Genomic DNA, 21,058 nt, shown 5'->3' with positions numbered 1-21,058 from the left:
AACACGCGAATTGTCTGGATCTGACGCGGAAATGGCCTCCCGCTCCGCGACCGTGCCGGACGGGGTCACGGGGCGACCGGCCGAACGACCACATCCTCCGCGTAGACGAGAGTCGCCATCACACAAGACTGTATCTGAGCGAAGACCGCATCGAGATCGCCGATGGTCTGCATCAACACGGCGCATGAAAGGGCGACAACCTGCGGGGTGCAATCCGTCCCCGCGGCAAGGAACTCGCGGATCGCATCACCGAAGGATGCGCTGGCGTCCCCCATCCTCATGGCGTTGACGGCATGCGCGCAGTCGTCTCGCAGCGGGGCGATCTCGCCATCCACGACCGAAACCCAGTGCCGCGTTTCATCATAGATGAGCCAGCGCACCGACCCCCGGGCGACCGGGGCCAAGCCCGCAAGATAGCGCCGAGCGGCCGCGTCATCGAACATGGCCTGGGCTTTAACGCTCGCCGCCTTGAACTCCAACGTCGCGCCAGAGGACACAGGCGATCAACCGGCTCGGCGGCTTCCAGACCCAGCGTGCGTTGATCCGCGACGGTCCCCGAGTGGGATGATCCTGCGCGAGAGCGCGGGCCCGATCTCCAACGATACGTCGCCGCTGGTGCCTCACTTCATCGCGCCATGATTGGCACGGCCCTGCGCGCGAACGCGACGACCGCAGATGGCCGCGGGCGGTGGGTTCCGGCCGGTCCGTGTCCGCGTGAACTCGCATGCAAGCGGACGTCGGCGCTTCGCTCGCGACCGATACGGGGCGGCCCTCAACAGCGCGAAGAGTTGCGGCGATTGGATAGCAAGAAGCGGGATGCGACACACCGCACCGGGTTTTACGGACGCGCTCCGGAGGTGCGCCCATGACAACGTTTCGATGTGTTGCGATTGCGACCGAGACGGCCGATCGCTTTCGAGGCAGTGGAACAGATGATCGCGGCAATCGCGTTCGTAGGGTCGTCGCAACGGCGAGGGGCGGATTTCCGTGCAGGCATTGCCTGCAACTCGCTCGTCCCGGCGAGACTATGCTGCTCGGATCCTACGATTTACCTCAACCGCTTGGCATTTATTGGACGCCCAGTCCGATCTTTCTTCACGAGGTAGATTGCCCCCGTCACGCGGCCATCAACGAAGTTGCGCCCATCGTGCGGGCGAACCCACTGGTGTCAGTAAGGGCGTATGATACCGACCATCAATGCCTCTACGACCTTGGACACGTTTGTTCGGGTGAAGATGTCGGCGATCCTCTTCAACGTGCTCTCACGGACCTGCGCACCCGGTTCGTGAACATCCATACAGCACGGCCCGGATGCTTATTATCACTCGTGGAACGCGTGTGCGATTGAGGGGGCGTGCTGTGAAACGCCCATGCGCGGCGATGACCGCGTTTGGGAAGCGCCGCTCCCTGTGGTTAGGGCCGACCTGGGTCGGCGGGAGAGCGTCCACTTTTTTCGGTCGCGCGGCTCCGAACCCAATGGATCGCTCACGGCCAGGATCGGATCACGCGGGCGCCATCGCGGCATGCACGGCCGTGACATGGGCTGCCATCGCGCGCCGCGACGCGGCTGTATCGCGTGCGGCGATCGCGGCGACAATCCGGTCATGCTCGGCAAAGGAGGGATGATCGACAGGCGGCCCATCCTCATCGACACGCGGGCGGTCCCAGGTCATCACGCGCCGGATGGCGGCGAGGTGGTCGTAGAGGAAGAGGAGGAGCGGGTTCCCGGCAGCCAGGGCGACCTCTCGGTGGAGGCGCGCATCCTGCAATTCGTAGCCGCGCCAGGTCTGCCCGGGAGCGCAACTCGCCCGCAGCGCGTCGGAGAGCGCGGCGACATGGCTGGGGCCGGCACGGAGGGCGGCGAGGGCTGCCAGCTCGGGCTCCAACACCAGGCGGGCCTGGACGAGGTCGGAGGCCGTCGCACGCGTCGCGAGCGCCGCCACCTCATCGATGGCCGCGAGCGGGCGCGACCCCAGGAAGGTGCCTTTGCCGACGTGGCGCCAGAGCTGGCCGTCGGCCTCCATCAGCGCCAGCGCCTTCCGCAACGCGCCGCGCGACGTCCCGAGCGCCTCGGCCAGGACCCGCTCCGGCGGCAACCGGCCGTCCGCAGGCAGCCGCGTCTTCGCGAGGTAGGCCTGGAGGAGCGTCAGAACCGGGGCCGCGTCGTCATCCATGGCTCCAGTCTAGCGGCTGGGACCGGGGCCGTCAGCCAAGGACGGCGGCCTTGACGCCCCTCGCACCACCTTCTAACCAATATGCACGATTGGTTAGAGAAGCCGTGATGCGCTTCGTCATCGGGCCACCCGCCGTCGTGGCCAGTCCCGTCAGCGACGCGGCCGCAGCCTTTCCGGTGCGGCGGCTCTGGTGTGTCGGCTGCACCTCCGCGGCCCATGCCGGGGAGATGGGCCACGAATCCGACCGCGAACCGCCGTTCTTCTCCGCCAAGCCTTCTTCGCCAAGCCTTCTTCGCCAAGCCGGCCGGTGCGGTCGTCGCCGGAGGCGGCGATGTAGCGTCAACGGCGAGTTCCGGCAGCGCGGCGCTCGCAACCCGATGACCGGATCGGTCGCGGAGGCGCTGGCCTGCCTGTCGCGGGCCGTCGAGTTCCCCCCGGCGACCCGCAAATGACCGCCCCCCCGCCGGAGTGAGTGGGGTGAAGCCGGGGGACGTCCTGCACGGCCCCTGTGACGGTGTCGGTGAGATTCAGGTCACCAACCGGGCGTGGTGACCCGCCCGGGACGTTCGTCGCGATGGCCGGAACGACCGGTGTACCCACAGGGAAGAGGTTTGGATCCATGACGACGACAGCCTCGGGCGGCCTGCCTGGTCTCGCGCGGGTTACGCTCGCCGCTTGGGGGATCGCGTTCGCGACCGGAGCGGCGGGCGAACCGGCACCCTACTTGAACCCGCACGAGGCGGATCTCGTCCTTTCGGACTTCAAGCTGGAGAGCGGCGCCGTCCTGCCGCAGGCCCGGCTGCACTACACGACGCTGGGAAATCCCCACCGCGACGCGGCCGGGCACATCGACAACGCCGTGCTGGTGCTCCACGGCACCACCGGCACCGGCAAGCAGTTCCTCGCCCCGACGATGGGCCCGGAGCTGTTCGCGCCGGGCGCACCGCTCGACGCGGCGCAGTACTTCGTCGTCCTGACCGACGGCCTCGGGCGCGGCGGCTCGACGAAGCCTTCGGATGGCCTGCGCGGCCGCTTCCCCCGCTACGGCTACGGTGACGTGGTCGAGGGGCAGTACCGCGTCGTCACCGAAGGGCTCGGGATCAAGCACCTGCGGGCGGTGATCGGCACCTCGATGGGCGGGATGCAGACCTGGATGTGGGGCGAGCGCCACCCCGACATGATGGACGGCCTCGTGGCGGTCGCCAGCCAGCCGATCCCGGTCAGCGGACGCAACGCGCTCTGGCGGCGCCTCCTGATCGAGGCCATCCGCTCGGATCCGGACTACAAGGGCGGGGACTACGAGAAGCCGCCGACCCAGTTCACCAAGGTGCTGCCGCTCTTCAACATCATGACCGAGAGCGTGCTCAGCCAGCAGCGGGAGGCGCCGAGCAACGCCGATGCAGTCAAGCTCTACGACCGGCTCGCCGCCACCTACGCGGGCAAGGTCGACGCCAACGACTGGCTGTACTGGTTCGATTCGTCGTTCGACTACGATCCGGCGCCCCAGCTCGGGGCGATCAAGGCGAAGCTCCTGGCGATCAACTTCGCCGACGATGCGCTCAATCCGGTCGAGCTCGGCGCGATGGAGCCGGCGATCCGGCGGGTATCGGGGGCGCGTTTCGTGCTGGTCCCGGCCTCCTCCGAAACGCATGGTCACCAATCCCTGCGCTACGCCAAGCTGTGGCGCTCCTACCTCGCGACGTTCATGGATGAGCTCGGACCCTCGGGCCCGGTGGCGGAGCACAGGCCCCCGACGGGCCGGTGAGCCGTCGTGCTTCTGCGACGGATCGTGTCCGAAGCGGTCCAGAGGCTCTCGGCCAGGATCTGCCGCCACGCATCGCCCGCCTGACCGGCTCGGATGCGTGGGTTTCGGCGGATCCGCTTTCAAGCTGCAGAGGCATCCACCTCACACCTGGGCCGATCAGGCCTGACCTGGAAAGCCCCACCCGGCTCAGGCCACCGCCAGGATCGCGGCCAGCCCGATATGGGTCACGGTGTGGAGGAACTGGTCGAGGCCGATCAGCCACCAGAACCGGGCGTCGGTGACCGGGAACTGCGTGCGCTGGCCGATCAGGCCCTTGCCGCGGTCGATGACCGTGTGGACGGCGAAATCCACCAGCGCCAGCCACCAGAGGGCTGGCTTGACCGGCAGCGCGATCAGCAGCGTGCCCAGCCCGTGCAGGCCGGTATGGGCACAGAGCGGAGCGACCCAGGCCGAGGTCCGGTCCTTGCCGTGCGCCATCCAGGCGTTCTGGAGCAGGAAATCCGCCCCGAGCTGCTTCACCGCGAAGGCGAAGAACAGCAGCGCGAAGGCGCCGACAGAAACAGGCGTGTCGAAGGACGGCATCGCCGGGCTGACTCTCCTGCCGCGCAGATGCGGACCGATGGTGCGCGCGCGCCGCATGATCCGAATCGAGGGGCCGCCAGCATACAGGGTCGCCCGCCTCCTGGCGTGCCGCAAAGCGATCTGCGCCGCGCCGGACGGCGGATCGAAATCAGCAATCATTCAACGATATACGCTAAAATACCAGCAAACATCACAATCCATGGCCGAAATTCACAATATTTCCCAGGTTTTAACCGTTATAATTCTGGACAATAAACATTGTTAGGCCGATCCCCTGCGTGATAGCGGAGCCATATCGGGAATCCCTACGAGGTCGAGATTGGCGGTCCGGGAACGCAACCTGAGCAATACGGGCGCGGCGAGGACGCCGGGCCCGGTCGCCTGACCATGCGGGATGACGAGCCCGCCTTCGAGGCCCTGCGCGACGCCCATGTGGCGGCGCTCACGGGCTCCCTGATCGACGGCGTCGCGCATGGGCCCGGGGGTGCGGGCTACGTCTGGTCGCGCAGCGTCCCGGATCCGAGCCTGAACTTCGCCTACGGGGTGCGCCGGCCCGAGCAGTTCGCCTGGGCCGGCGCGGCGGCACTGGGGCGCGCCCGGACGCCGGCTTTCCTGGCCCGGGATGCCGAGGAGGTCGCCCTGCTGCGGGGCCTGTTCGAGCCCGCGATCCTCCGCCCGGCGCGCTGGATGGTGGCACGGCCGCCGCCGGCGCCGTCCCCCGCGGACGGCGCGGTCGCCCTGCAGGCCACGCCCGCACCGGGACCGGATTTCGAGGGGGTCTTCGTCAACCTGTCGGACGATCCGGCGGTGCGGACGCATCTGCGCCGCACCTACCTGCCGGCCCTGCGCGCGGCGAAGGCGCGGCCCGGCCTTGTGCGGCTTCACCTCGTCCTGCGCGACGTCACCGGCCCGGCGGCCTGTGCGAGCCTCTACCTGCGCGGCGACACGGCCGGGCTGTACAACGTCGCCACCCGGTTCGACCGGCAGCGCCGGGGTCTGGGGACCGCCGTGACCGTTGCGGCTCTGCACGCGGCGCGGGCGCGCGGGGCGACCCAGGTCTTCCTGCCGATCTTCCTTCACGGCCCGACCGGCAGCGCCAGCGAGGCGCTCTTCGCCCGGGCGGGTTTCCGGACGGTCTGCGCGCCGGCCCTGCTCTGCACGAGCCCGCCGTGAGGGGCTGGAGGTACGGTCGCACCCGCCGGACGCGGGCGGCTGGCCCTAGAAGGCCTCCTCGCCGTACCCGTAGGGCGTGACCTGGAAGACGAACTGCACCTCGGCCTCCGCGTTACGCAGGGCCAGGGCGCTGACCGGGCCGATCAGGACCGTGCCGCCGCTCACCGCGCGGGCCGCGTATCGGCCCCGCGTGCCGGGACGCGCCAGTGCCGCCAGCGCGTGCCGGGCCGCCCGGGGGCGCCGGACGCCGTTCTCGGCGAGCCACAAAGCCGCCTCCCCGGGCCAGACGCGCAACGGCCGGGGCCGCCCGATCCCACGTCGCCCCGGACGGATCCGGAAGAGCGGGGACAGGCGCGCAGGTCCCCTCACGGGCGGCCGACCCAGGCCGCACGAAGGACCCGGAGATTGGCCGCCGGATTCGGCGCGGCCGGGCGGATCCCGGGCGGCCCGGACGGGGCCGGATCGATCACCGCCAAGCGGGCGACCTCGGCGGCCAGGCGGGTGTAATCGGCCAGGTGCACGCCGTCCCGGTAGAGACCCGATCCAGCCAGCCCCCCGGTGCCGGCGCGGAGCGCAGCGAACGGATCGAAGAAGCTGTGGCCCCGCTCGGCACAGAGCGCCGCGAGCCTGTCGGAGAAGACCGCGACGGCGGCCGGATCCCGGCCGGTCGCCCAGGCGCCGACCGGCGGGACCGCGGCGACGAAGATCTGCGTCGACCATGCCTCCAGGAAACCCAGGATGCGCCGGACCTTCACGCTGAAGCGATCGGCGCTCCGGGCCTGTTCCGGATGGCGCCAGCCCATGATGTCGTTGGTGCCGATGATCAGCACGGAGGCCGCGCAGCGGACCGGGAGGTGCCGGTCGGCGCGGTGCAGGACCGTGCCGTGCAGAACCGCGAGATGCCGGGCGCAATCGGCCGCCGTGCTGCCGCCGACCGCGATGTTGATGCTGGGCCGCCCGCCGAGATCCGGGTTCCCGATATACTCCGCATGGGAATTGCCCGCCAGCAGCACGCTGTCCGGCGTGGCGGCGCGCAGGGCCGCGCGGATCGCCGGAGACCGGGCATCCCAGTACCGTCCAACGAGCCGGCCATGTCGCCAGTGGCGGGCGGCGGTCTCGAACCAGGGTGCGCGCATGGGCAATCCTGTGCAGGCATGAGGCATCGGCCGCCCGGGAGACCGGGCGCGTGCAGGGTTTCGGGTCCAGCGCGGCGGGTCGACGGCCCTCGACCGGAGACACGGCCCGGAATAGTTCGATGGTCTGTCGATCGGCGCCAGAAACAGATGGAAATACGAAACAATACGACGCGACGACTTGGACACGTCATATGTGGGAATTTTTCACACGTCAACTGTCGGTCGAGGGTCCAAGACCTCATGGCGGGCGGCTTTCGGGTCCCCCCGGCGCGCGCTACGTCGTGTCCGTCAGGGCCGGACGCAGCGCATCCGCGGCGACCCGGACCCATCGGGGGAGGCCAGGATGATTCAGGATCGCGTGTTCATCGTCACCGGGGCGGGCTCGGGCCTGGGGGAGGCGGCGGCGCGCGGCCTCGTGGCGGCGGGCGCCCGGGTGGTGGTGGCCGACATCGCCCGGGAGGCCGGCGCCCGGGTGGCGGCGGAACTCGGCACGACGGCGCGCTTCGCCGCGACCGACGTCACCCGCGAGGCCGACGGCGCCGCGGCGATCCGGACCGCCCTGGACGCGTTCGGGCACCTGCACGGGCTCGTGAACTGCGCCGGGATCGCGCCCGGCGAGAAGGTGGTCGGCCGCGACGGGCCGCACCGGCTCGACAGTTTCGCCCGGGCGGTCTCGGTCAACCTCGTGGGGACCTTCAACATGATCCGGCTGGCCGCCGAGGCGATCGCCCGGGAGGCGCCGGACGACCAGGGCGCCCGGGGGGTGATCGTCAACACCGCCTCGATCGCGGCCTTCGATGGCCAGATCGGGCAGGCCGCCTACGCGGCCTCGAAGGGCGGGGTGGTCGCGATGACCCTGCCGATCGCCCGGGAACTCGCCCGGCACGGCATCCGGGTGGTGACGATCGCCCCCGGCATCTTCGAGACGCCGATGATGGCGGGGCTCCCCCAGGAGGTGCAGGACACGCTCGGCCAGAGCGTGCCGTTCCCGCCGCGGCTCGGCCGCCCGGCCGAATACGCCGCCCTCGTCCGGCACATCTGCGAGAACCCGATGCTCAACGGCGAGACGATCCGCCTCGATGGGGCGCTGCGGATGCCGCCGCGCTGAGGGCGAAGCCTGATGTCGGGGCGCCGCCCCGACGCCCCGCCAAAGGGCTCGCCCTTTGGGATCCCCGGACCAGGGATCAACCGATGGAGACGCTGGTCAGGACCTCGGCGGCCCGGCGGACCTCGGCGGCGATCATCTCCTCGCTCGGGCCATCGATCGGCAGGTCGGACAGGATCGCCGCCACGTCGCGCTTCACGTCCTCGCGGATCTCGGGATTCTCCTCCGACAGGCGCCCGATCAGGACGCCCAGCACGATTTCCAGGGCGGACAGCTTGGCGTGCAGGCGCGTGAACTCGTCCAGCGCCTCGGGTTCGTTCGCGGTCATGGGCGGCTCCATCTCGGCTCGGTCAGCCCGTCATACAGGCGGAGCGGTGGGCCGCGCCATCCGGACGGCGGACGGCTTTTCTTCCCCTGGGGAGGCAACCGTATCCCGGAGCCGGCGTTTCACGCTCCCGTGAATGAACCCGCCAAAGGGACACCCGCCATGATCACCCGTCTCGCCGCCGCCGCCGGCCTGCTCGCGCTCTCCACGAGCCTCACGCTGGCCCAGACCGCCACCTCGACCCCCGCCGAGCCGGCCTCCAAGGCCGACAGCAACATGAAGGAGTGGCAGGTCGCCAAGATCGCCAAGGTCGGCCTCGCCCAGGCGCTGACCACCGCCGAGTCGCAGGGCGACGAGAAGGGCGGCCGCGCCATCGACGCCGACTTCGAGAAGGCCGACAGCAAGGACCCGGCCCATTACAGCGTGAAGGTCGTCTACCCGAGCGGCAAGCTGGTCGAGTACGGCATCAACGCCGACACCGGCGCGCTCTACAAGACCGAGAACCAGCCCTTCGAGCGCTACTTCACCCGCCTGAAGGCCTCCGACTTCCAGAACGCCAAGACCTCCCTGAAGGACGCCCTCACCATCGCCGAGCAGAAGGCCGGCGGCGGCAAGGCCTACGAGGCCGAGGTCGAGAAGGACGGCTCCGCGGTCCAGTACGAGATCAAGGTCGCCGGCGCCGACAAGGAGCAGGAGGTCAAGGTCGGCCCGGACGGGAAGGTCCTGAACTGAGCTGATCCCGGCCGCGCTGGCCCTTGCCAGCGCGGCCGGGATCCCGCTTCAGGCGAAGGCTGATCAATCCGACGTCGTCGGTGAATTTTCGTACGTACACTTATTGCGGATTGTGCGGCGCGCGCGTATGAAGGCCCCAGGCCGATTACCTTCGGCCCTGCCAAGAGCCAAAGGAACGCGCGCTATGGCTCGCAAGTCGCCCCTGATCGATTCGGACGCCCCCGTCCTGACGGAGGCCGAATTGCGAGAGATGCGCCCGGCCCGCAACGTCCTGACCGCGGAGGAGTTCGCCGCCGTCTCCTCCGTCCGCAAGGCAGGACGCCCCGTCGCTCCCAACCCGAAGGTGCCGGTAACGATCCGGCTCGATCCCGCCACGGTCGACGCGTTCAAGGCGACCGGGCGCGGCTGGCAGACCCGGATGAACGCGATCCTGACCGAGGCCGTGAAGGCGGGCCGGCACGACGGATAGGGCAGCCCTCGCACGGCTGCCGCTGCATCCTGTCGCCCCACCATCCGGGGAGCCGAACCGCCCCCGCGGCAATTCTCCCCCTGACGCGGCCCCACCGGCCGCGGCGGGGGAGGGCGGCATGGATTCGGGCGCGCAGGACACCGAGGGCTATCTCGGCCGACCGCACATCCGGGTCGAGGGCCCCGACAAGGTCACGGGCCGGGCCCTCTACAGCTCCGATCGCACCGGCCCGGAGACGAATACCGCCCACGCCGCCCTGGTGACCAGCACCATCGCCCGGGGCCGGATCACCGGGTTCAACTGCGATGCCGCGAAGGCGGTGCCGGGCCTGCTTGCCATCTTCACCCACCGGGAATTGTCCGGCGCGGTGGCCCCGGTGAAGCACCTGATGGCCCGTGGCTACGCCAACAGCTCGCACCGGCCGCTGGAGTCCGAGGCGATCGCCTATGCCGGCCAGATCGTGGCCCTCGTGGTCGCCGAGACTCAGGAGGCCGCCGAGGCGGCGGCCGGTGCGGTCAAGGTCTCCTACGCGGCCGAGCCCGCCGCCGGCGGCTTCGACGCCCCGGGCGCCGAGACCGTGCGCCTCGCCGACCTGAAAGCTCAGCATGAGGACATCGAACGGGGCGAAGTTGAGGCCGGTTTGGCTGAGGGGGCCCTGCGCGTCGAGGCGCGCTACGAGACCCCGGTCCAGCATCACAACCCGATCGAGCTGTTCACCACCCGGGCCGCCTGGGACGGCGATCGGCTCACGGTGCACGAGCCGACCCGCTATGTCGGCGCGGTCCAGCACGGGCTCGCGGCGCAGCTGGGACTCGATCCCGCGAACGTGCGGGTGGTGGCGGGCCTGATCGGCGGCCATTTCGGCTCGAAATTCGCGCTGTCGCAGCACACGGCGCTGGTTGCGCTCGCGGCCAAGCGCCTCGACCGGCCGGTCTCCCTGGTGCCGAGCCGGCGGCAATGCTTCACCATCGCCAATTACCGGCCGGAATCGCGCCACAGGATCCGCCTCGGCGCCGATCGGTCGGGCCGGTTCACCGCCTTCGTCCACGAGGCCGAGACCGTGACCTCGCGCTTCGATCCCTTCGTGATGGAGGGCGCGGAGGTGACCGCGAGCCTCTACGCCTGCCCGAACATCCGCACGGAGGAGCGGGCCGTGCGGGTCGACCGCAACACGCCCGGCCCGATGCGGGCGCCGCCGGAGGTGCCGTTCCTGTTCGCCCTGGAGAGCGCCGTCGACGAGATGGCGGTGGCCCTCGGCATGGACCCGATCGAGCTGCGCCGGCGCAACGATACGGCGGTCGATCCGGTCTCGGGACAACCGTTCTCGACCCGGCCGCTGATGGCCTGCTTCGCGGCGGGCGCGCAGGCTTTCGGCTGGTCGCGCCGGGTGCCGCGCCCAGGTTCGATGCGGGATGGCCCCTGGTTGGTCGGCCTCGGCTGCGCGACCTCGGTGCGACCCGTAAAAATCGCCGCCGCGACGATGCGGGTCCGGCTCGGCCCGGACGGCTCCGTGGAGGTGGCCTGCGCGCATCACGAGATCGGCAACGGCATCACCACCCTGCTCGCCATGGGGGCGGCGGACGGGCTCGGCGTACCGGTCGAGCGGGTGACGGTCCGGCTCGGCGACACGGACCTGCCGGCGGCCGGCATCTCGGGCGGGTCGAGCACCACGACCAGCCTGATGAACGCCCTGGCGCTCGGCTGCCGGCAGATCCGCGAGACCCTGGCGCAGGCCGCGACCGGGCAGGGCGGGCGCCTCGCCGGACAGGATCCCGGCGGCCTCCGCCTCGCGGGCGGGCGGCTCGCGGCGTCGGACGGGATCGGGATCACGCTCGCCGAGGCCGTCGGGCCCGAGGGTGTCGAGACGGTCGCGGCGTTCGTGCCGGCGGGCGGCGACCGGGAGAAGGCGCTCGCTGGCCTGCGGCAGGGCCATATCGGGCTCACCCTCGGCGGGGGCGGCAAGGCCGTGTCCTGGGGTTTTGGCGCGCAATTCGCGGAGGTGCATGTCCATGCCGAGACCGGGGAGATCCGGGTGGCCCGGCTCACCGGCGCCTTCGCGGCGGGGCGGATCCTCAACCCGCTGACCGCGAAGAGCCAGCTCATGGGTGGGATGATCTGGGGCCTCGGCTCGGCTCTGCTCGAAGAGACGGTGGTCGACGGCGCCGCCTATCGCAATCCGGATCTGGCCGAGTACCTCGTGCCCACGGCGGCCGACGCGCCGGAGGTGGAGGCGCTGCTGGTGCCCGATCCCGACGATCAGGTGGATGCGCTCGGCTTGAAGGGCCTGGGCGAGCTCGGGATCATCGGGGTGAACGCGGCGATCGCCAACGCCGTCCACCACGCCACCGGCCGCCGCATCCGCAGCCTGCCGATCCGACTGGAGGATGTGGCGTGAGGATTCCGGGTCTCCGTCCCCGGTGGGCAGGCCCCGCGGCGCCGGCGAGCGCGGCCGCGCTGCTCGGTAAACGCCTCAGGCCCGGGCCCGCCGTTCCGAGCGGCCGGCCAGCGCCACCGAGCCCTGCTGGAGGGCGATGAAGGCGAAGAGCAGCAGCCCCGTGGCGATCTTCGTCCACCAGCTCGACAGGGTGCCGTCGAAGGTGATGGCCGTCTGGATCAGGCCGCCGATCATCACGCCGAGGACCGTGCCCGGCAGGCCGCCCTGGCCGCCGGTCAGCAGCGTGCCGCCGATCACCACCGCGGCGATCGCGTCGAGCTCCACCCCCACCGCCGAGAGCGGCGTGCCCGAGGCGGTGTCGAGGGAGAACACGATCCCGGCGAGCGCCGCCAGCAGGCTCGACAGGGCGTAGACCGCGACCGTGTTGCGCCCGACCGGCACGCCCATCAGCGCCGTGGTCTGGCGGCTGCCGCCGAGCGCGTAGACCGTCGCGCCGAAGCGGGTCGCGTGCAGCAGCACCCCGCCCGCCAGGAACACCGCGAGCATGATCCCCCCGGTCAGGGTCAGCCGCCCGCCCCCGGGCAGTGCCAGGGCGAGGTCGGAGACCGCGCCGTAGAGGGGTGCGTCGATCGGGACCGATTCGGTGGAGAGCAGGAAGCCGGCGCCCCGGGCCAGGAACATGCCGGCGAGCGTCACGATGAAGGGCGGCATCGCGAAGACGTGGATCAGCGCCCCCATCGCGGCGCCGAACAGGGTGGCGGCGGCGAGCACGAGCCCGAAGGCCGCGAGGGGCGGGAGGCCCCAGCGGGTGATGGCGAGCGCCAGGAACACCGTGGTGAACCCCACCACCGAGCCGACCGACAGGTCGATGCCGCCCGCGATGATCACGAAGGTCATGCCGACCGCGACGATCCCCAGGAAGGCGCTGTCGGCGAGCAGGTTGCCGACGACCCGGGTGGTCAGGAAGGCGGGGTATTGCGTCGCGCAGAGGCCGTAGCCGGCCGCGAACAGCAGCGCGGCGACGAGGACCGGGAGGTTGCGGCTCATCGCGGGCTCCGCAGCAGCAGGGACAGGCCGGCGAGGCGCGGCGATTGCAGCAGCAGCACCGCCAGCACCACCACGGCCTTGACCACGAGGTTGAGTTCCGGCGGCAGGCCGGAGAGGAGGATCCCGGTGTTCATCGCCTGGATCAGGACGGCCCCGAGCACCGCCAGCCACAGGCTGAACCGGCCGCCGAGGAGCGAGGAGCCCGCCACCACCACGGCCAGGATCGCGTCGAGTTCGAGCCACAGCCCGGCATTGTTGGCGTCGGCCCCCAGGATGTCGGCCGCCGCGACGACGCCGGCCAGCGCCGCGCAGAACCCGCTCCAGGCATAGACCGCGAGCGTCACCGCGCGCGTGTCGATGCCGGCGAGCGCGCTCGCCCGGGCATTGCCGCCGGTCGCCTCGATCATCAGGCCGAGCGCCGTGCCGCGCACCAGGGCGAGGGTCACGAGCAGCATGCCGAAGACCAGCACCACCGGCATCGGCACTCCGAGGAGGGCGCCGCCTCCCAGGAAGGCGAGGTCGGCGGACGCGAAGGTGATGATCCGCCCCTCGGTGATCAGCTGGGCGATGCCGCGGCCGGCCACCATCAGGATCAGGGTGGCGACGATCGGCTGGATCCGCAGCACCGCCACGAGGAGGCCGTTCCACAGCCCGCAGACGAGCCCGGTGGCCAAGGCCGCCGCGAGTACCAGGGGCAGGGGCTGGCTGTCGGCGAGGCTGGCCGCCACGGCGCCCGCGATCGCCATCACGGCGCCGACCGACAGGTCGATGCCCCCGGTGGCCACCACCAGCACCATGCCGAGCGACAGGAGCGCCACCGGCGCGCCGCGGTTGAACACGTCGACGAGGCTGCCGAACAGGCGCCCGTCCTGCCAATGCACGGCGAGGAATTGCGGCGCGACCAGTCGGTCGGCCAGGAGGACCGCCAGGAAGGCGAGGAGCTGGGGCGCTCCGGCCCGGAGGGCGCGCATCAAGCGGGCTCCGGTTGGCAAGCGGACGCCGTCCGGGGCGCTTCCGCCGCGATGGCCCGGAGGATGGCGGTGACGTCGATCGCCCCGTCGGCGAGTTCGGCCACCTGGGCGCGGTCACGCATCACGATCACCCGGTCGGAATAGGTCACGATCTCCTCCAGCTCGGAGGAGATCACCAGGAGGGCGAGGCCCGCCTCGCACAGGCTCCGGATCAGCCGGATGATCTCCGCATGCGCCCCGACGTCGATGCCCCGGGTCGGCTCGTCGAGGATCAGCAGCCGCGGCTCGGTGGCGAGCCAGCGCGCCAGCAGCGCCTTCTGCTGGTTGCCCCCGGAGAGGAGCCCGATCGGCCGTTCCGGATCCGGCGGCCGGATGTCGAGCTTGGCGATGAAGTTGCGAGCGATCCGGTCCTGCGCGGCCTGGCCGAGCGGCCGAAACGGGCCCTGCCGGGCCTGGAGCGCCAGCACGATGTTCTCCCGCACGGTCAGGTCGGCGACGATGCCGTCGGTCTTGCGCTCCTCCGGGCAGTAGCCGAGGCGGTGCTTGAGCGCGTCCCGGGGCCCGGCGATCCGGACGGGCTTGCCGTCGAGGAGGATGCGGCCCTGGTCCGGGCGCTCGGCCCCGAACAGCAGGCGGGCGGTCTCGGTCCGCCCCGAGCCGAGGAGGCCCGCGAGCCCCACCACCTCGCCGCCCGCCACCGACAGGTCGACGGGCTGGAGATAGCCGGCCTTGCCGAGTTTCTCCGCGCGCAGGACCGGAGGCCCGGCCGTCCGCCGGACCCGTGGCCCCGTCTCAGCCCGCGCCTCTTCCTCGGCGAGGTCACGCCCCAGCATGGTGCGCACGAGGTCGAGGCGCGGAAACTGCGCGGTCTCGCGCTCGGTCACCAGCCGGCCGTTGCGCAGGACCGTGATCCGGTCGGTGATGGCGTAGACCTGCTCCAGGAAGTGGGTCACGAACACGATGCCGATCCCGCGCTCGGCGAGCCGGCGCATCACGCCGAACAGCACCGTTACCTCGTGGGTGTCGAGGCTCGCGGTCGGCTCGTCGAGGATCAGCACCCGGGCCGAGAGGTCCACCGCCCGGGCGATCGCCACGAGGTGCTGCACCGCCACCGGGAAGCTCCCGAGCGGCGCCCCGACCTCGATCGACAGGCCGAACTCGGCCAGGCGTTCCGACGCGCGCTGGCGCATCGCCCGGCCGCGGACGAGGCCGAACCGGGTCGGCTCCCGGCCGAGGAACAGGTTCTGCGCCACGGTGAGGTTCGGCAGCAGGCCGACCTCCTGGTAGACCGTGGCGATGCCGGCCCGGGCGGATTCCTCCGCCGAGCGCGGCGCGATCGGCATGCCGTCGAGCCGGACCGCGCCGGCATCGCGCCGGACGATTCCGGTCACGGTCTTGATGAAGGTCGACTTGCCGGCGCCGTTCTCGCCCAGCAGAGCGTGGATCTCCCCCCGGCGCAGGGTGAAGTCGACCCCCGCGAGGGCCTAGTGCCCGGCAAAGCTCTTGGAGAGCCCGCGGACGCTGAGAAGGGGCGTGTCGGACACGGGAACGCTCGCAGGGATCGCGGCGCGGGGCGCGTCAGTACCCGAGGCCCTTCTTGCGCTCGTAGACCTTCAGCGGATCGTCGGCCGCCGTGTAGAGCTTCGACTCGGTCTGGATCCACTTCGGCGGGACGGTGCCCTTCTCCTTGTAGGCCTTGAGGGCGTCGAAGGCGGGGCCGGCCATGTCGGGGGTCAGCTCGACGGTGGCGTTGGCCTCGCCCGCCGCGATCGCCTTGAAGATGTCGGGCACCGCGTCGATCGAGACCGTCAGGATCTCCCGGCCGGGCTTGAGGCCCGCTTCCTTCATCGCCTGGATGGCGCCGACCATCATGTCGTCGTTGTGGGCGTAGACCGCGCAGATCGAATGGCCGCCCTCGGCCTTGATGAAGCTCTCCATCACCTCCTTGCCCTTGGCGCGGGTGAAGTCGCCGGTCTGGCTGCGCACGAGCTTGAGGTTGGCGTGGGGCGCGATGGCGGCGTCAAAGCCCTTCTTGCGGTTGGTGGCGACGCTGGCGCCGACCGTGCCCTGGAGCTCGACCACGTTGCAGGGCTTCTCGCCGACCGTCTTGGCCAGCCAGTTGCCGGCGACGCGGCCCTCCTCGACGCTGTCGGAGGTGACGGCGGTGAGGTAGAGGTCCTTGCCGGACGGGTCGATGTCGCGGTCGAGCAGGATCACCGGGATCTTGGCGTCCCGGGCCTCCTTGAGCACCGCGTCCCAGCCGGTGGCGACCACGGGCGCGAGCAGGATCCCGTCGACCCCCTGCGCCACGAAGGAGCGGATCGCCTTGATCTGGTTCTCCTGCTTCTGCTGCGCGTCGGCGATCTTGACGGTGATGCCGCGCTTCTTGGCCTCGGCCTTGGTCACCGTGGTCTCGGCGGCGCGCCAGCCGGATTCCGAGCCGATCTGCGAGAAGCCGACGGTCAGCGAAGCCGCCTGGACCGCGCCGCCCCACGCGAGCATCGCGCCCACGAGCAAAGCCGTGATGGAAACCGATTCCCTCATGACACGTCCCCCCTGATTGCGGCCGCCGCCTCTTCAGAGCGATCAGCCCGCATATGTATGACATATGGGCGACGCGCTGAATAGCCGCAGGGAGAAACTGTGTCACCCCGATGCGTCGCGGGACGACGCATCGGGGTGTTTCAGATCGCCGGACTTGTCTGAGTTTAAGCGTCCGGCCTCCGGGATCAGCCGAGCAGCTTGTCGAGCGTGATCGGCATCGCGCGCACCCGCACGCCGGTGGCGTGCCAGACCGCGTTGGCGATGGCCCCCACCGTGCCGGTGATGCCGATCTCGCCGACGCCCTTCACGCCGAGGTTGTTCACCACCGAATCGTCCTCATGGACCAGGATCGCCTCCAGGGCGGGCACGTCGGCGTTCACCGGCACATGGTATTCGGCGAGGTTGTCGTTGAGGAAGCGCCCGGTGCGCGGGTCCATCTCGGCCCGCTCGTGCAGCGCGAAGGACAGGCCCCAGATCATCCCGCCGTAATACTGGCTCTGGACGAGGCGCGGGTTGATCACCCGGCCCGCCGCGAAGGCGCCGACGAGGCGGCTCACCCGGATCTGGCCGAGATCGGGATCGACCTTCACCTCGGCGAAGACCGCCCCGTGGGCGTGCATCGCGTAGGCCGCCTGCGCGGCCGGATCGGCCCCGGCCTTGCCCTGGCCCTCGATGCTGGCCCGGCCGGCCCGCTTGAGGATGTCGGCGATCGATTCGCTCCGGCCCGGGTCGTCGCGCCGGGTCAGACGGCCGTCGGCGACGGTCACGCCGGCATTGCCCGCGCCGTAGAGCGGGGAGGCGGGGTCGTTGGTGGCGAGATCCGTGAGCTGGCGGATCACGTCGGCGGCGGCCGCGTGGATCGCGCCGCCGGCGGTCGCGGTGTGGCCGGAGCCGCCCGCGATGCCGGCATTCGGGAGATCGGAAGACCCCATCCGGAAGGTCAGGGCCTCCATCCCGATGCCGAGCCCGTCGGCGGCGATCTGGGCGAGCGCCGTCCAGGCGCCCTGGCCCATGTCGATCGCCCCGAGTTCCACCGTGCCGGTGCCGTCGGCGCGGATCTCGGCCCGGGCCATGCCTTCGAAGATCAGCGCCGGGAAGGTGGCGGTGCCCATGCCGGTGCCGACCAGGAACCCGTCCTTGTCCCGCGTCTGACGGGGTTGGAGCGGGCGCCCGGCCCAGCCGAAGGCCTCGGCACCGCGGCGGTAGCACTCCCGCAGGGCCTTGGACGAGAACGGCTTGCCGGTGAGCGGCTCGACCTCGGCATAGTTGGCGAGGCGGAATTCCAGCGGATCCATCCCGAGCTCAAACGCCATCTCATCGAGCGCACTCTCCAGGGCGACGCTGCCGGTGGCCTCGCCGGGGGCGCGCATGAACAGCGGCGTGCCGGTATCGAGGCGCACCGCCTCGTGCCGGATCGCGAGGGCCGGGCTGGCGTAGAGGGTGCTGGTCGCCCGGCCCGCCGGCTCGAAGAAGTCGTCGAAGCTCGACGAGGCGGTGAGGATGTGGTGATCGAGGGCCGTGAGCTTGCCGGCCGCGTCGGTGCCGAGGCGGAGCGTCTGCCGGGTCGGGCCGCGATGGCCCATCGGGCCGTACATCTGGCTCCGGGTCGGCACGAGCTTCACCGGCTTGCCCACGAGCCTGGCCGCCATGCAGGCCAGCACCTGCGGCCCGGCGGGCACGCCCTTCGAGCCGAAGCCGCCGCCGAGATAGGGGCTGTCGATGTGGATGTCCTCGGGGCTGATGCCGAACAGCCCGGCGAGGCGGCCCTGCGACATGGCCAGCGCCTGGGTCGGCATGAGGAGCGACAGGCGATCCCCGTCCCAGCTGGCCACGGCCGCGTGCGGCTCCATGGCGTTGTGGTACTGGGCCGGCGTCTCGTAGGTCGCGGCGATTGTTTTCGATGCGGCGGCGAGGCCGGCCTCGACGTCGCCGTCAGACTCGGCCGGGGGCGCGCCGACGCCCACCGAGGGCGGCGTGAACACGTCGCCCGCATCGAGCCCGATCCGCGGGGTCTCGGCCGCGTAGGTCGGGGCGAGCAGGCGGGCGCCCTCGGTCGCCGCCTCCAGGGTCTCGGCGATCACCACGGCGATCGGCTGGTTGGCGTAGCGGACGCGGTCGTTCTGCAGGAGATCGAGGCGGAACGTGAACGGGCCGTCCTTGGCGTCCGGGTCCTTGGCGAGCTTCGGGGCGTTCTGCGGGGTCATCACCGCCACGACGCCGGGATGGGCCTCGGCGGCAGCCACGTCGAGGCCGGTGACGCGGCCCTTCGCGATCCGGGCGACGCAGAGCGCCGCGTGCAGCGTGCCGGGGGGCAGGTTGTCGGCGGAAAAGCGGGCCTGGCCCGTCACCTTGAGCGGGCCGTCGCGCCGGGTGAGCGGCTGGCCGATGCTGGAGCCGTGGCGGATGCCGCCGGCGGGGAGGTTCGAAGGCGAGGCGGTCGCGGTCATGCGGGTCTCCTCAGACGATGCCGAACGGGGAGGCGGGGAGCGCCGGGATCCGGGCGGGGGTGCCCGCGGCGGCCTGGGCGAGGGCGCGGATCGCCACCCGGCGGGCGAGTTCGATCTTGAAGGCGTTGGCTTCGCCGGTGGGCTTGGCGCCGGCGAGCGCGGCGTCGGCGGCCTTCGCGTAGGCTTCGGGGGAGGGCGCCTGTCCGGCAAGCGCGGCTTCCGCCTCCACCACCCGCCAGGGCTTGAGCGCCAGCCCGCCGAGGGCGAGCCGCGCCTGCCCGATCCGGCCGTCGGCCTCGAGCGTCAGGGCGGCCGCCGCCGAGACCACCGCGAAGGCGTAGGAGGTGCGGTCGCGGACCTTGAGATAGCGGGCGTGGCCCCGGAAGGATGCCGCCTCGGGGGGCAGGCGCAGGGCGGTGATCAGTTCCCCGGGCCGCAGGTCGGTCTCCCGCTCCGGATGGTCGCCGGGCAGCAGGTGGAACGCGGTGAGCGGCACCGCCCGGGCGCCGTCCGGCCCGGCGATCTCCACCACCGCGTCGAGGGCGGCGAGCGGCACGCAGAAATCGGACGGGTGGGTGGCGATGCAGTGCGCGCTCCAGCCCTGGACCGCGTGGATCCGGGTGGCGTGCCCGAGCGCCGCGCAGCCGGAGCCCGGCGCGCGCTTGTTGCAGGGCGAGACCGCGTCGGTAAAATATTGGCAGCGGGTGCGCTGCATCAGGTTGCCGCCGACCGTGGCGGCGTTGCGCAATTGCGCCGAGGCGCCGGCCAGCAGGGCCTCGGCCACCATCGGGTAGGTTTTGGCGAAGCCCGGGTCGTAGGCGAGGTCGCTGTTGCGCACCAGGGCGCCGACCCGGGTACCGCCGTCCGGCAGGCGCTCGATCGCCGAGAGGCCGGGCAGGCGGGTGATGTCGACGATCCGCTCCGGGGTCGCGACGCCGCCCTTCATCAGGTCGACGAGGTTGGTGCCGGCGGCGAGGTATGCGGTGCCCGGAACCTGCCCGGCCGCCACGGCCTCGGGCACGCTCTCCGGGCGGATGTAATCGAAGTTTCTCACGCCGCGTCCTCCCGCTGCTCGGTCCGGGCTGCCGCGTCCTGGACCGCATCGAGGATGCCGGCATAGGCGCCGCAGCGGCAGAGATTGCCGCTCATGCCCTCGCGGATGCGCTCGGGATCGGTGCCGGCATGGCCCTCGCGGATCAGGCCGACCGCGCTCATGATCTGGCCGGGGGTGCAGAAGCCGCACTGGAAGCCGTCATGGGCGATGAAGGCCGCCTGGACCGGATGCAGCCGGTCGCCCTCGGCCAGCCCCTCGATGGTCAGGATCTCGGCCCCGTCGAGGCTCGCGGCGAGCGTCAGGCAGCTGTTGATCCGCCGCCCGTCCACCAGCACCGTGCAGGCACCGCACTGGCCGCGGTCGCAGCCCTTCTTGGCGCCGGTCAGGCCGAGGCGCTCGCGCAGGAGATCGAGGAGGGTCACCCGCGGATCGTCGAGGGCGATCTCGCGCGGCTGCCCGTTCAGGGTGAGCCTGAGGGGAATGGTCATGGGGGTCCCGGCTTTGCGAAGGCTGGAACCATTTCAGATAGCTGGGCCGGACTCGCGGGCGAGAGCTGGGGAGAAGGCGATGTGCGCAAGATCACCAATCGCGTCGGTTGCGCCACTATGCAGGCTTGACCGACCGCTGCGGTCCCGCGACGGCTCCCGGCCCCACACGCGCCTCACACGGGCCCAGGCCCCAAGACCGATAGGGCCTATGCTGGTCGCGCAGCGGGCGACCGCATCCAGATTTGGATGGGGTGACGAAACCGGGCCGTTCGGGTATCGGTTTGACGGGGGGATTCCCCCCGCCGGGCCTGTAGCTCAATGGTTAGAGCCGACCGCTCATAACGGTCTGGTTGCAGGTTCGAGTCCTGCCGGGCCCACCATCGGCCGCACTCCTGGGCAAGCCCCGCGAACCGATCCCGTCATGGTTTCGAAAGGGCGAGTCCTTTCGCGGGTCCAGGGCAGAGCCCTGGTGCCGGACGTTGCCCGGTGCCGGACGTTGCCCGGTGCCGCGTTGCGCACCGACCGCATGGCCTCGGTGATGACCCTCGATTCGCCGGAGGAGTTCGGCCTCAAGGAGAGCGACACCGTCCACCTACGCGCCAAGGCCGTGAACGTGCTGCGGGTGAAGCCGTGACGGCGCAGCGTCAGACG

At 71.2% G+C, this 21,058-nt stretch carries 21 protein-coding genes, 1 tRNA gene and 1 pseudogene; 10 read left to right on the top strand and 13 right to left on the bottom strand.

Annotation, left to right across the window (positions count from 1 at the left end; translation table 11 throughout):
• Positions 1-65 precede the first annotated feature (65 nt).
• Positions 66-479, bottom strand: coding sequence for a hypothetical protein (locus MKK88_RS18385; protein WP_244002212.1), 414 nt, complete (start codon positions 477-479; stop codon positions 66-68).
• Positions 480-865: 386 nt separating this feature from the next.
• Here MKK88_RS18385 and MKK88_RS18380 point away from each other — a divergent pair, with 386 nt between their 5' ends.
• On the top strand, positions 866-1,348 hold the full coding sequence (locus MKK88_RS18380; RefSeq protein ID WP_279602396.1) for a DUF1203 domain-containing protein: 483 nt from the start codon (positions 866-868) through the stop codon (positions 1,346-1,348).
• Positions 1,349-1,502: 154 nt separating this feature from the next.
• Here the strand turns inward: MKK88_RS18380 and MKK88_RS18375 are convergent, their stop codons facing one another.
• Entirely contained in the window at positions 1,503-2,174 is a 672-nt protein-coding gene (locus MKK88_RS18375; RefSeq protein ID WP_244002208.1) for a FadR/GntR family transcriptional regulator, read from the bottom strand.
• Positions 2,175-2,281: 107 nt separating this feature from the next.
• Between MKK88_RS18375 and MKK88_RS18370 the strand changes: the two genes are divergently transcribed.
• Both MKK88_RS18370 and MKK88_RS18365 read left to right on the top strand, forming a co-directional pair.
• Positions 2,282-2,626 carry a hypothetical protein gene (locus MKK88_RS18370; protein WP_244002206.1) on the top strand — a complete coding sequence of 115 codons (345 nt, stop codon included), beginning with the start codon at positions 2,282-2,284 and terminating at the stop codon, positions 2,624-2,626.
• Between the two features lie 167 nt (positions 2,627-2,793).
• Complete coding sequence (locus MKK88_RS18365) at positions 2,794-3,939, top strand: alpha/beta fold hydrolase (protein ID WP_244002204.1); 1,146 nt, start codon at positions 2,794-2,796, stop codon at positions 3,937-3,939.
• Positions 3,940-4,125: 186 nt separating this feature from the next.
• On the opposite strand, the gene MKK88_RS18360 is transcribed toward MKK88_RS18365, so the two are convergent.
• Entirely contained in the window at positions 4,126-4,521 is a 396-nt protein-coding gene (locus MKK88_RS18360) for a DUF3307 domain-containing protein (protein WP_244002203.1), read from the bottom strand.
• A gap of 387 nt (positions 4,522-4,908) precedes the next feature.
• Between MKK88_RS18360 and MKK88_RS18355 the strand changes: the two genes are divergently transcribed.
• Positions 4,909-5,694: a GNAT family N-acetyltransferase gene (locus MKK88_RS18355; RefSeq protein WP_244002201.1), complete on the top strand. Its 786-nt coding sequence runs from the start codon at positions 4,909-4,911 to the stop codon at positions 5,692-5,694.
• A gap of 45 nt (positions 5,695-5,739) precedes the next feature.
• Here MKK88_RS18355 and MKK88_RS18350 read toward each other — a convergent pair whose 3' ends face one another.
• Together MKK88_RS18350 and MKK88_RS18345 are read right to left on the bottom strand one after the other, a co-directional pair.
• Positions 5,740-5,988: a hypothetical protein gene (locus MKK88_RS18350; protein WP_244002199.1), complete on the bottom strand. Its 249-nt coding sequence runs from the start codon at positions 5,986-5,988 to the stop codon at positions 5,740-5,742.
• Between the two features lie 71 nt (positions 5,989-6,059).
• Positions 6,060-6,830 carry an SGNH/GDSL hydrolase family protein gene (locus MKK88_RS18345; RefSeq protein WP_244002197.1) on the bottom strand — a complete coding sequence of 257 codons (771 nt, stop codon included), beginning with the start codon at positions 6,828-6,830 and terminating at the stop codon, positions 6,060-6,062.
• Positions 6,831-7,173: 343 nt separating this feature from the next.
• On the opposite strand from MKK88_RS18345, the gene MKK88_RS18340 reads away from it, so the two are divergent.
• The gene (locus MKK88_RS18340; protein WP_244002195.1) at positions 7,174-7,938 is read left to right on the top strand and encodes a 3-hydroxyacyl-CoA dehydrogenase; all 765 of its coding nucleotides are present in this window, start codon (positions 7,174-7,176) and stop codon (positions 7,936-7,938) included.
• 76 nt (positions 7,939-8,014) lie between these two features.
• Here the strand turns inward: MKK88_RS18340 and MKK88_RS18335 are convergent, their stop codons facing one another.
• The gene (locus MKK88_RS18335) at positions 8,015-8,263 is read right to left on the bottom strand and encodes a hypothetical protein (protein ID WP_244002194.1); all 249 of its coding nucleotides are present in this window, start codon (positions 8,261-8,263) and stop codon (positions 8,015-8,017) included.
• 159 nt (positions 8,264-8,422) lie between these two features.
• Here MKK88_RS18335 and MKK88_RS18330 point away from each other — a divergent pair, with 159 nt between their 5' ends.
• The 3 genes from MKK88_RS18330 to MKK88_RS18320 all read left to right on the top strand — a co-directional run bounded on the left by MKK88_RS18330 (position 8,423) and on the right by MKK88_RS18320 (position 11,856).
• Entirely contained in the window at positions 8,423-8,992 is a 570-nt protein-coding gene (locus tag MKK88_RS18330; RefSeq protein ID WP_244002192.1) for a PepSY domain-containing protein, read from the top strand.
• A 184-nt stretch (positions 8,993-9,176) separates the two neighbouring features.
• Complete coding sequence (locus tag MKK88_RS18325; protein ID WP_244002190.1) at positions 9,177-9,461, top strand: BrnA antitoxin family protein; 285 nt, start codon at positions 9,177-9,179, stop codon at positions 9,459-9,461.
• Between the two features lie 118 nt (positions 9,462-9,579).
• Complete coding sequence (locus tag MKK88_RS18320) at positions 9,580-11,856, top strand: xanthine dehydrogenase family protein molybdopterin-binding subunit (protein ID WP_244002188.1); 2,277 nt, start codon at positions 9,580-9,582, stop codon at positions 11,854-11,856.
• Between the two features lie 75 nt (positions 11,857-11,931).
• On the opposite strand, the gene yjfF is transcribed toward MKK88_RS18320, so the two are convergent.
• From yjfF to MKK88_RS18285, 7 genes and pseudogenes are all read right to left on the bottom strand, one after another.
• Positions 11,932-12,903: a galactofuranose ABC transporter, permease protein YjfF gene (yjfF, locus tag MKK88_RS18315; protein ID WP_244002186.1), complete on the bottom strand. Its 972-nt coding sequence runs from the start codon at positions 12,901-12,903 to the stop codon at positions 11,932-11,934.
• Entirely contained in the window at positions 12,900-13,874 is a 975-nt protein-coding gene (locus MKK88_RS18310) for an ABC transporter permease (RefSeq protein ID WP_244002184.1), read from the bottom strand. The genes yjfF and MKK88_RS18310 overlap by 4 nt, the downstream gene beginning before the upstream one ends.
• Positions 13,874-15,418: pseudogene (locus MKK88_RS18305) on the bottom strand (sugar ABC transporter ATP-binding protein). Before MKK88_RS18305 ends, MKK88_RS18310 begins: the two are co-directional and overlap by 1 nt.
• 34 nt (positions 15,419-15,452) lie before the next feature.
• Positions 15,453-16,418: a galactofuranose ABC transporter, galactofuranose-binding protein YtfQ gene (ytfQ, locus tag MKK88_RS18300; protein WP_279602395.1), complete on the bottom strand. Its 966-nt coding sequence runs from the start codon at positions 16,416-16,418 to the stop codon at positions 15,453-15,455.
• Positions 16,419-16,603: 185 nt separating this feature from the next.
• Positions 16,604-18,865 carry a xanthine dehydrogenase family protein molybdopterin-binding subunit gene (locus tag MKK88_RS18295; protein WP_244002182.1) on the bottom strand — a complete coding sequence of 754 codons (2,262 nt, stop codon included), beginning with the start codon at positions 18,863-18,865 and terminating at the stop codon, positions 16,604-16,606.
• Positions 18,866-18,875: 10 nt separating this feature from the next.
• Positions 18,876-19,919, bottom strand: a complete 1,044-nt coding sequence (locus MKK88_RS18290; RefSeq protein ID WP_244002181.1) for an FAD binding domain-containing protein — start codon at positions 19,917-19,919, stop codon at positions 18,876-18,878.
• Positions 19,916-20,407, bottom strand: coding sequence for a (2Fe-2S)-binding protein (locus MKK88_RS18285; protein ID WP_244002179.1), 492 nt, complete (start codon positions 20,405-20,407; stop codon positions 19,916-19,918). Before MKK88_RS18285 ends, MKK88_RS18290 begins: the two co-directional genes overlap by 4 nt.
• Before the next feature lie 304 nt (positions 20,408-20,711).
• Between MKK88_RS18285 and MKK88_RS18280 the strand changes: the two genes are divergently transcribed.
• Positions 20,712-20,787, top strand: a tRNA-Ile gene (locus MKK88_RS18280).
• Positions 20,788-20,876: 89 nt separating this feature from the next.
• On the top strand, positions 20,877-21,041 hold the full coding sequence (locus MKK88_RS18275) for a hypothetical protein (protein ID WP_244002178.1): 165 nt from the start codon (positions 20,877-20,879) through the stop codon (positions 21,039-21,041).
• The last annotated feature ends 17 nt before the right edge of the window (positions 21,042-21,058 follow it).

Origin of the sequence: Methylobacterium sp. E-005 (assembly GCF_022829725.1) — a bacterium.
GTDB lineage: Bacteria > Pseudomonadota > Alphaproteobacteria > Rhizobiales > Beijerinckiaceae > Methylobacterium.
This window is presented reverse-complemented; position numbering and strand designations above follow the sequence as displayed.

Bases quoted from the DNA above. Each gene is read 5' to 3' on its own strand.
- MKK88_RS18380 (WP_279602396.1), top strand. From the start codon at position 866: ATGACAACGTTTCGATGTGTTGCGATTGCGACCGAGACGGCCGATCGC.
- MKK88_RS18375 (WP_244002208.1), bottom strand. From the start codon at position 2,174: ATGGATGACGACGCGGCCCCGGTTCTGACGCTCCTCCAGGCCTACCTC.
- MKK88_RS18370 (WP_244002206.1), top strand. From the start codon at position 2,282: ATGCGCTTCGTCATCGGGCCACCCGCCGTCGTGGCCAGTCCCGTCAGC.
- MKK88_RS18365 (WP_244002204.1), top strand. From the start codon at position 2,794: ATGACGACGACAGCCTCGGGCGGCCTGCCTGGTCTCGCGCGGGTTACG.
- MKK88_RS18360 (WP_244002203.1), bottom strand. From the start codon at position 4,521: ATGCCGTCCTTCGACACGCCTGTTTCTGTCGGCGCCTTCGCGCTGCTG.
- MKK88_RS18355 (WP_244002201.1), top strand. From the start codon at position 4,909: ATGCGGGATGACGAGCCCGCCTTCGAGGCCCTGCGCGACGCCCATGTG.
- MKK88_RS18345 (WP_244002197.1), bottom strand. From the start codon at position 6,830: ATGCGCGCACCCTGGTTCGAGACCGCCGCCCGCCACTGGCGACATGGC.
- MKK88_RS18340 (WP_244002195.1), top strand. From the start codon at position 7,174: ATGATTCAGGATCGCGTGTTCATCGTCACCGGGGCGGGCTCGGGCCTG.
- MKK88_RS18335 (WP_244002194.1), bottom strand. From the start codon at position 8,263: ATGACCGCGAACGAACCCGAGGCGCTGGACGAGTTCACGCGCCTGCAC.
- MKK88_RS18330 (WP_244002192.1), top strand. From the start codon at position 8,423: ATGATCACCCGTCTCGCCGCCGCCGCCGGCCTGCTCGCGCTCTCCACG.
- MKK88_RS18325 (WP_244002190.1), top strand. From the start codon at position 9,177: ATGGCTCGCAAGTCGCCCCTGATCGATTCGGACGCCCCCGTCCTGACG.
- MKK88_RS18320 (WP_244002188.1), top strand. From the start codon at position 9,580: ATGGATTCGGGCGCGCAGGACACCGAGGGCTATCTCGGCCGACCGCAC.
- yjfF (WP_244002186.1), bottom strand. From the start codon at position 12,903: ATGAGCCGCAACCTCCCGGTCCTCGTCGCCGCGCTGCTGTTCGCGGCC.
- MKK88_RS18310 (WP_244002184.1), bottom strand. From the start codon at position 13,874: ATGCGCGCCCTCCGGGCCGGAGCGCCCCAGCTCCTCGCCTTCCTGGCG.
- ytfQ (WP_279602395.1), bottom strand. From the start codon at position 16,418: ATGAGGGAATCGGTTTCCATCACGGCTTTGCTCGTGGGCGCGATGCTC.
- MKK88_RS18295 (WP_244002182.1), bottom strand. From the start codon at position 18,865: ATGACCGCGACCGCCTCGCCTTCGAACCTCCCCGCCGGCGGCATCCGC.
- MKK88_RS18285 (WP_244002179.1), bottom strand. From the start codon at position 20,407: ATGACCATTCCCCTCAGGCTCACCCTGAACGGGCAGCCGCGCGAGATC.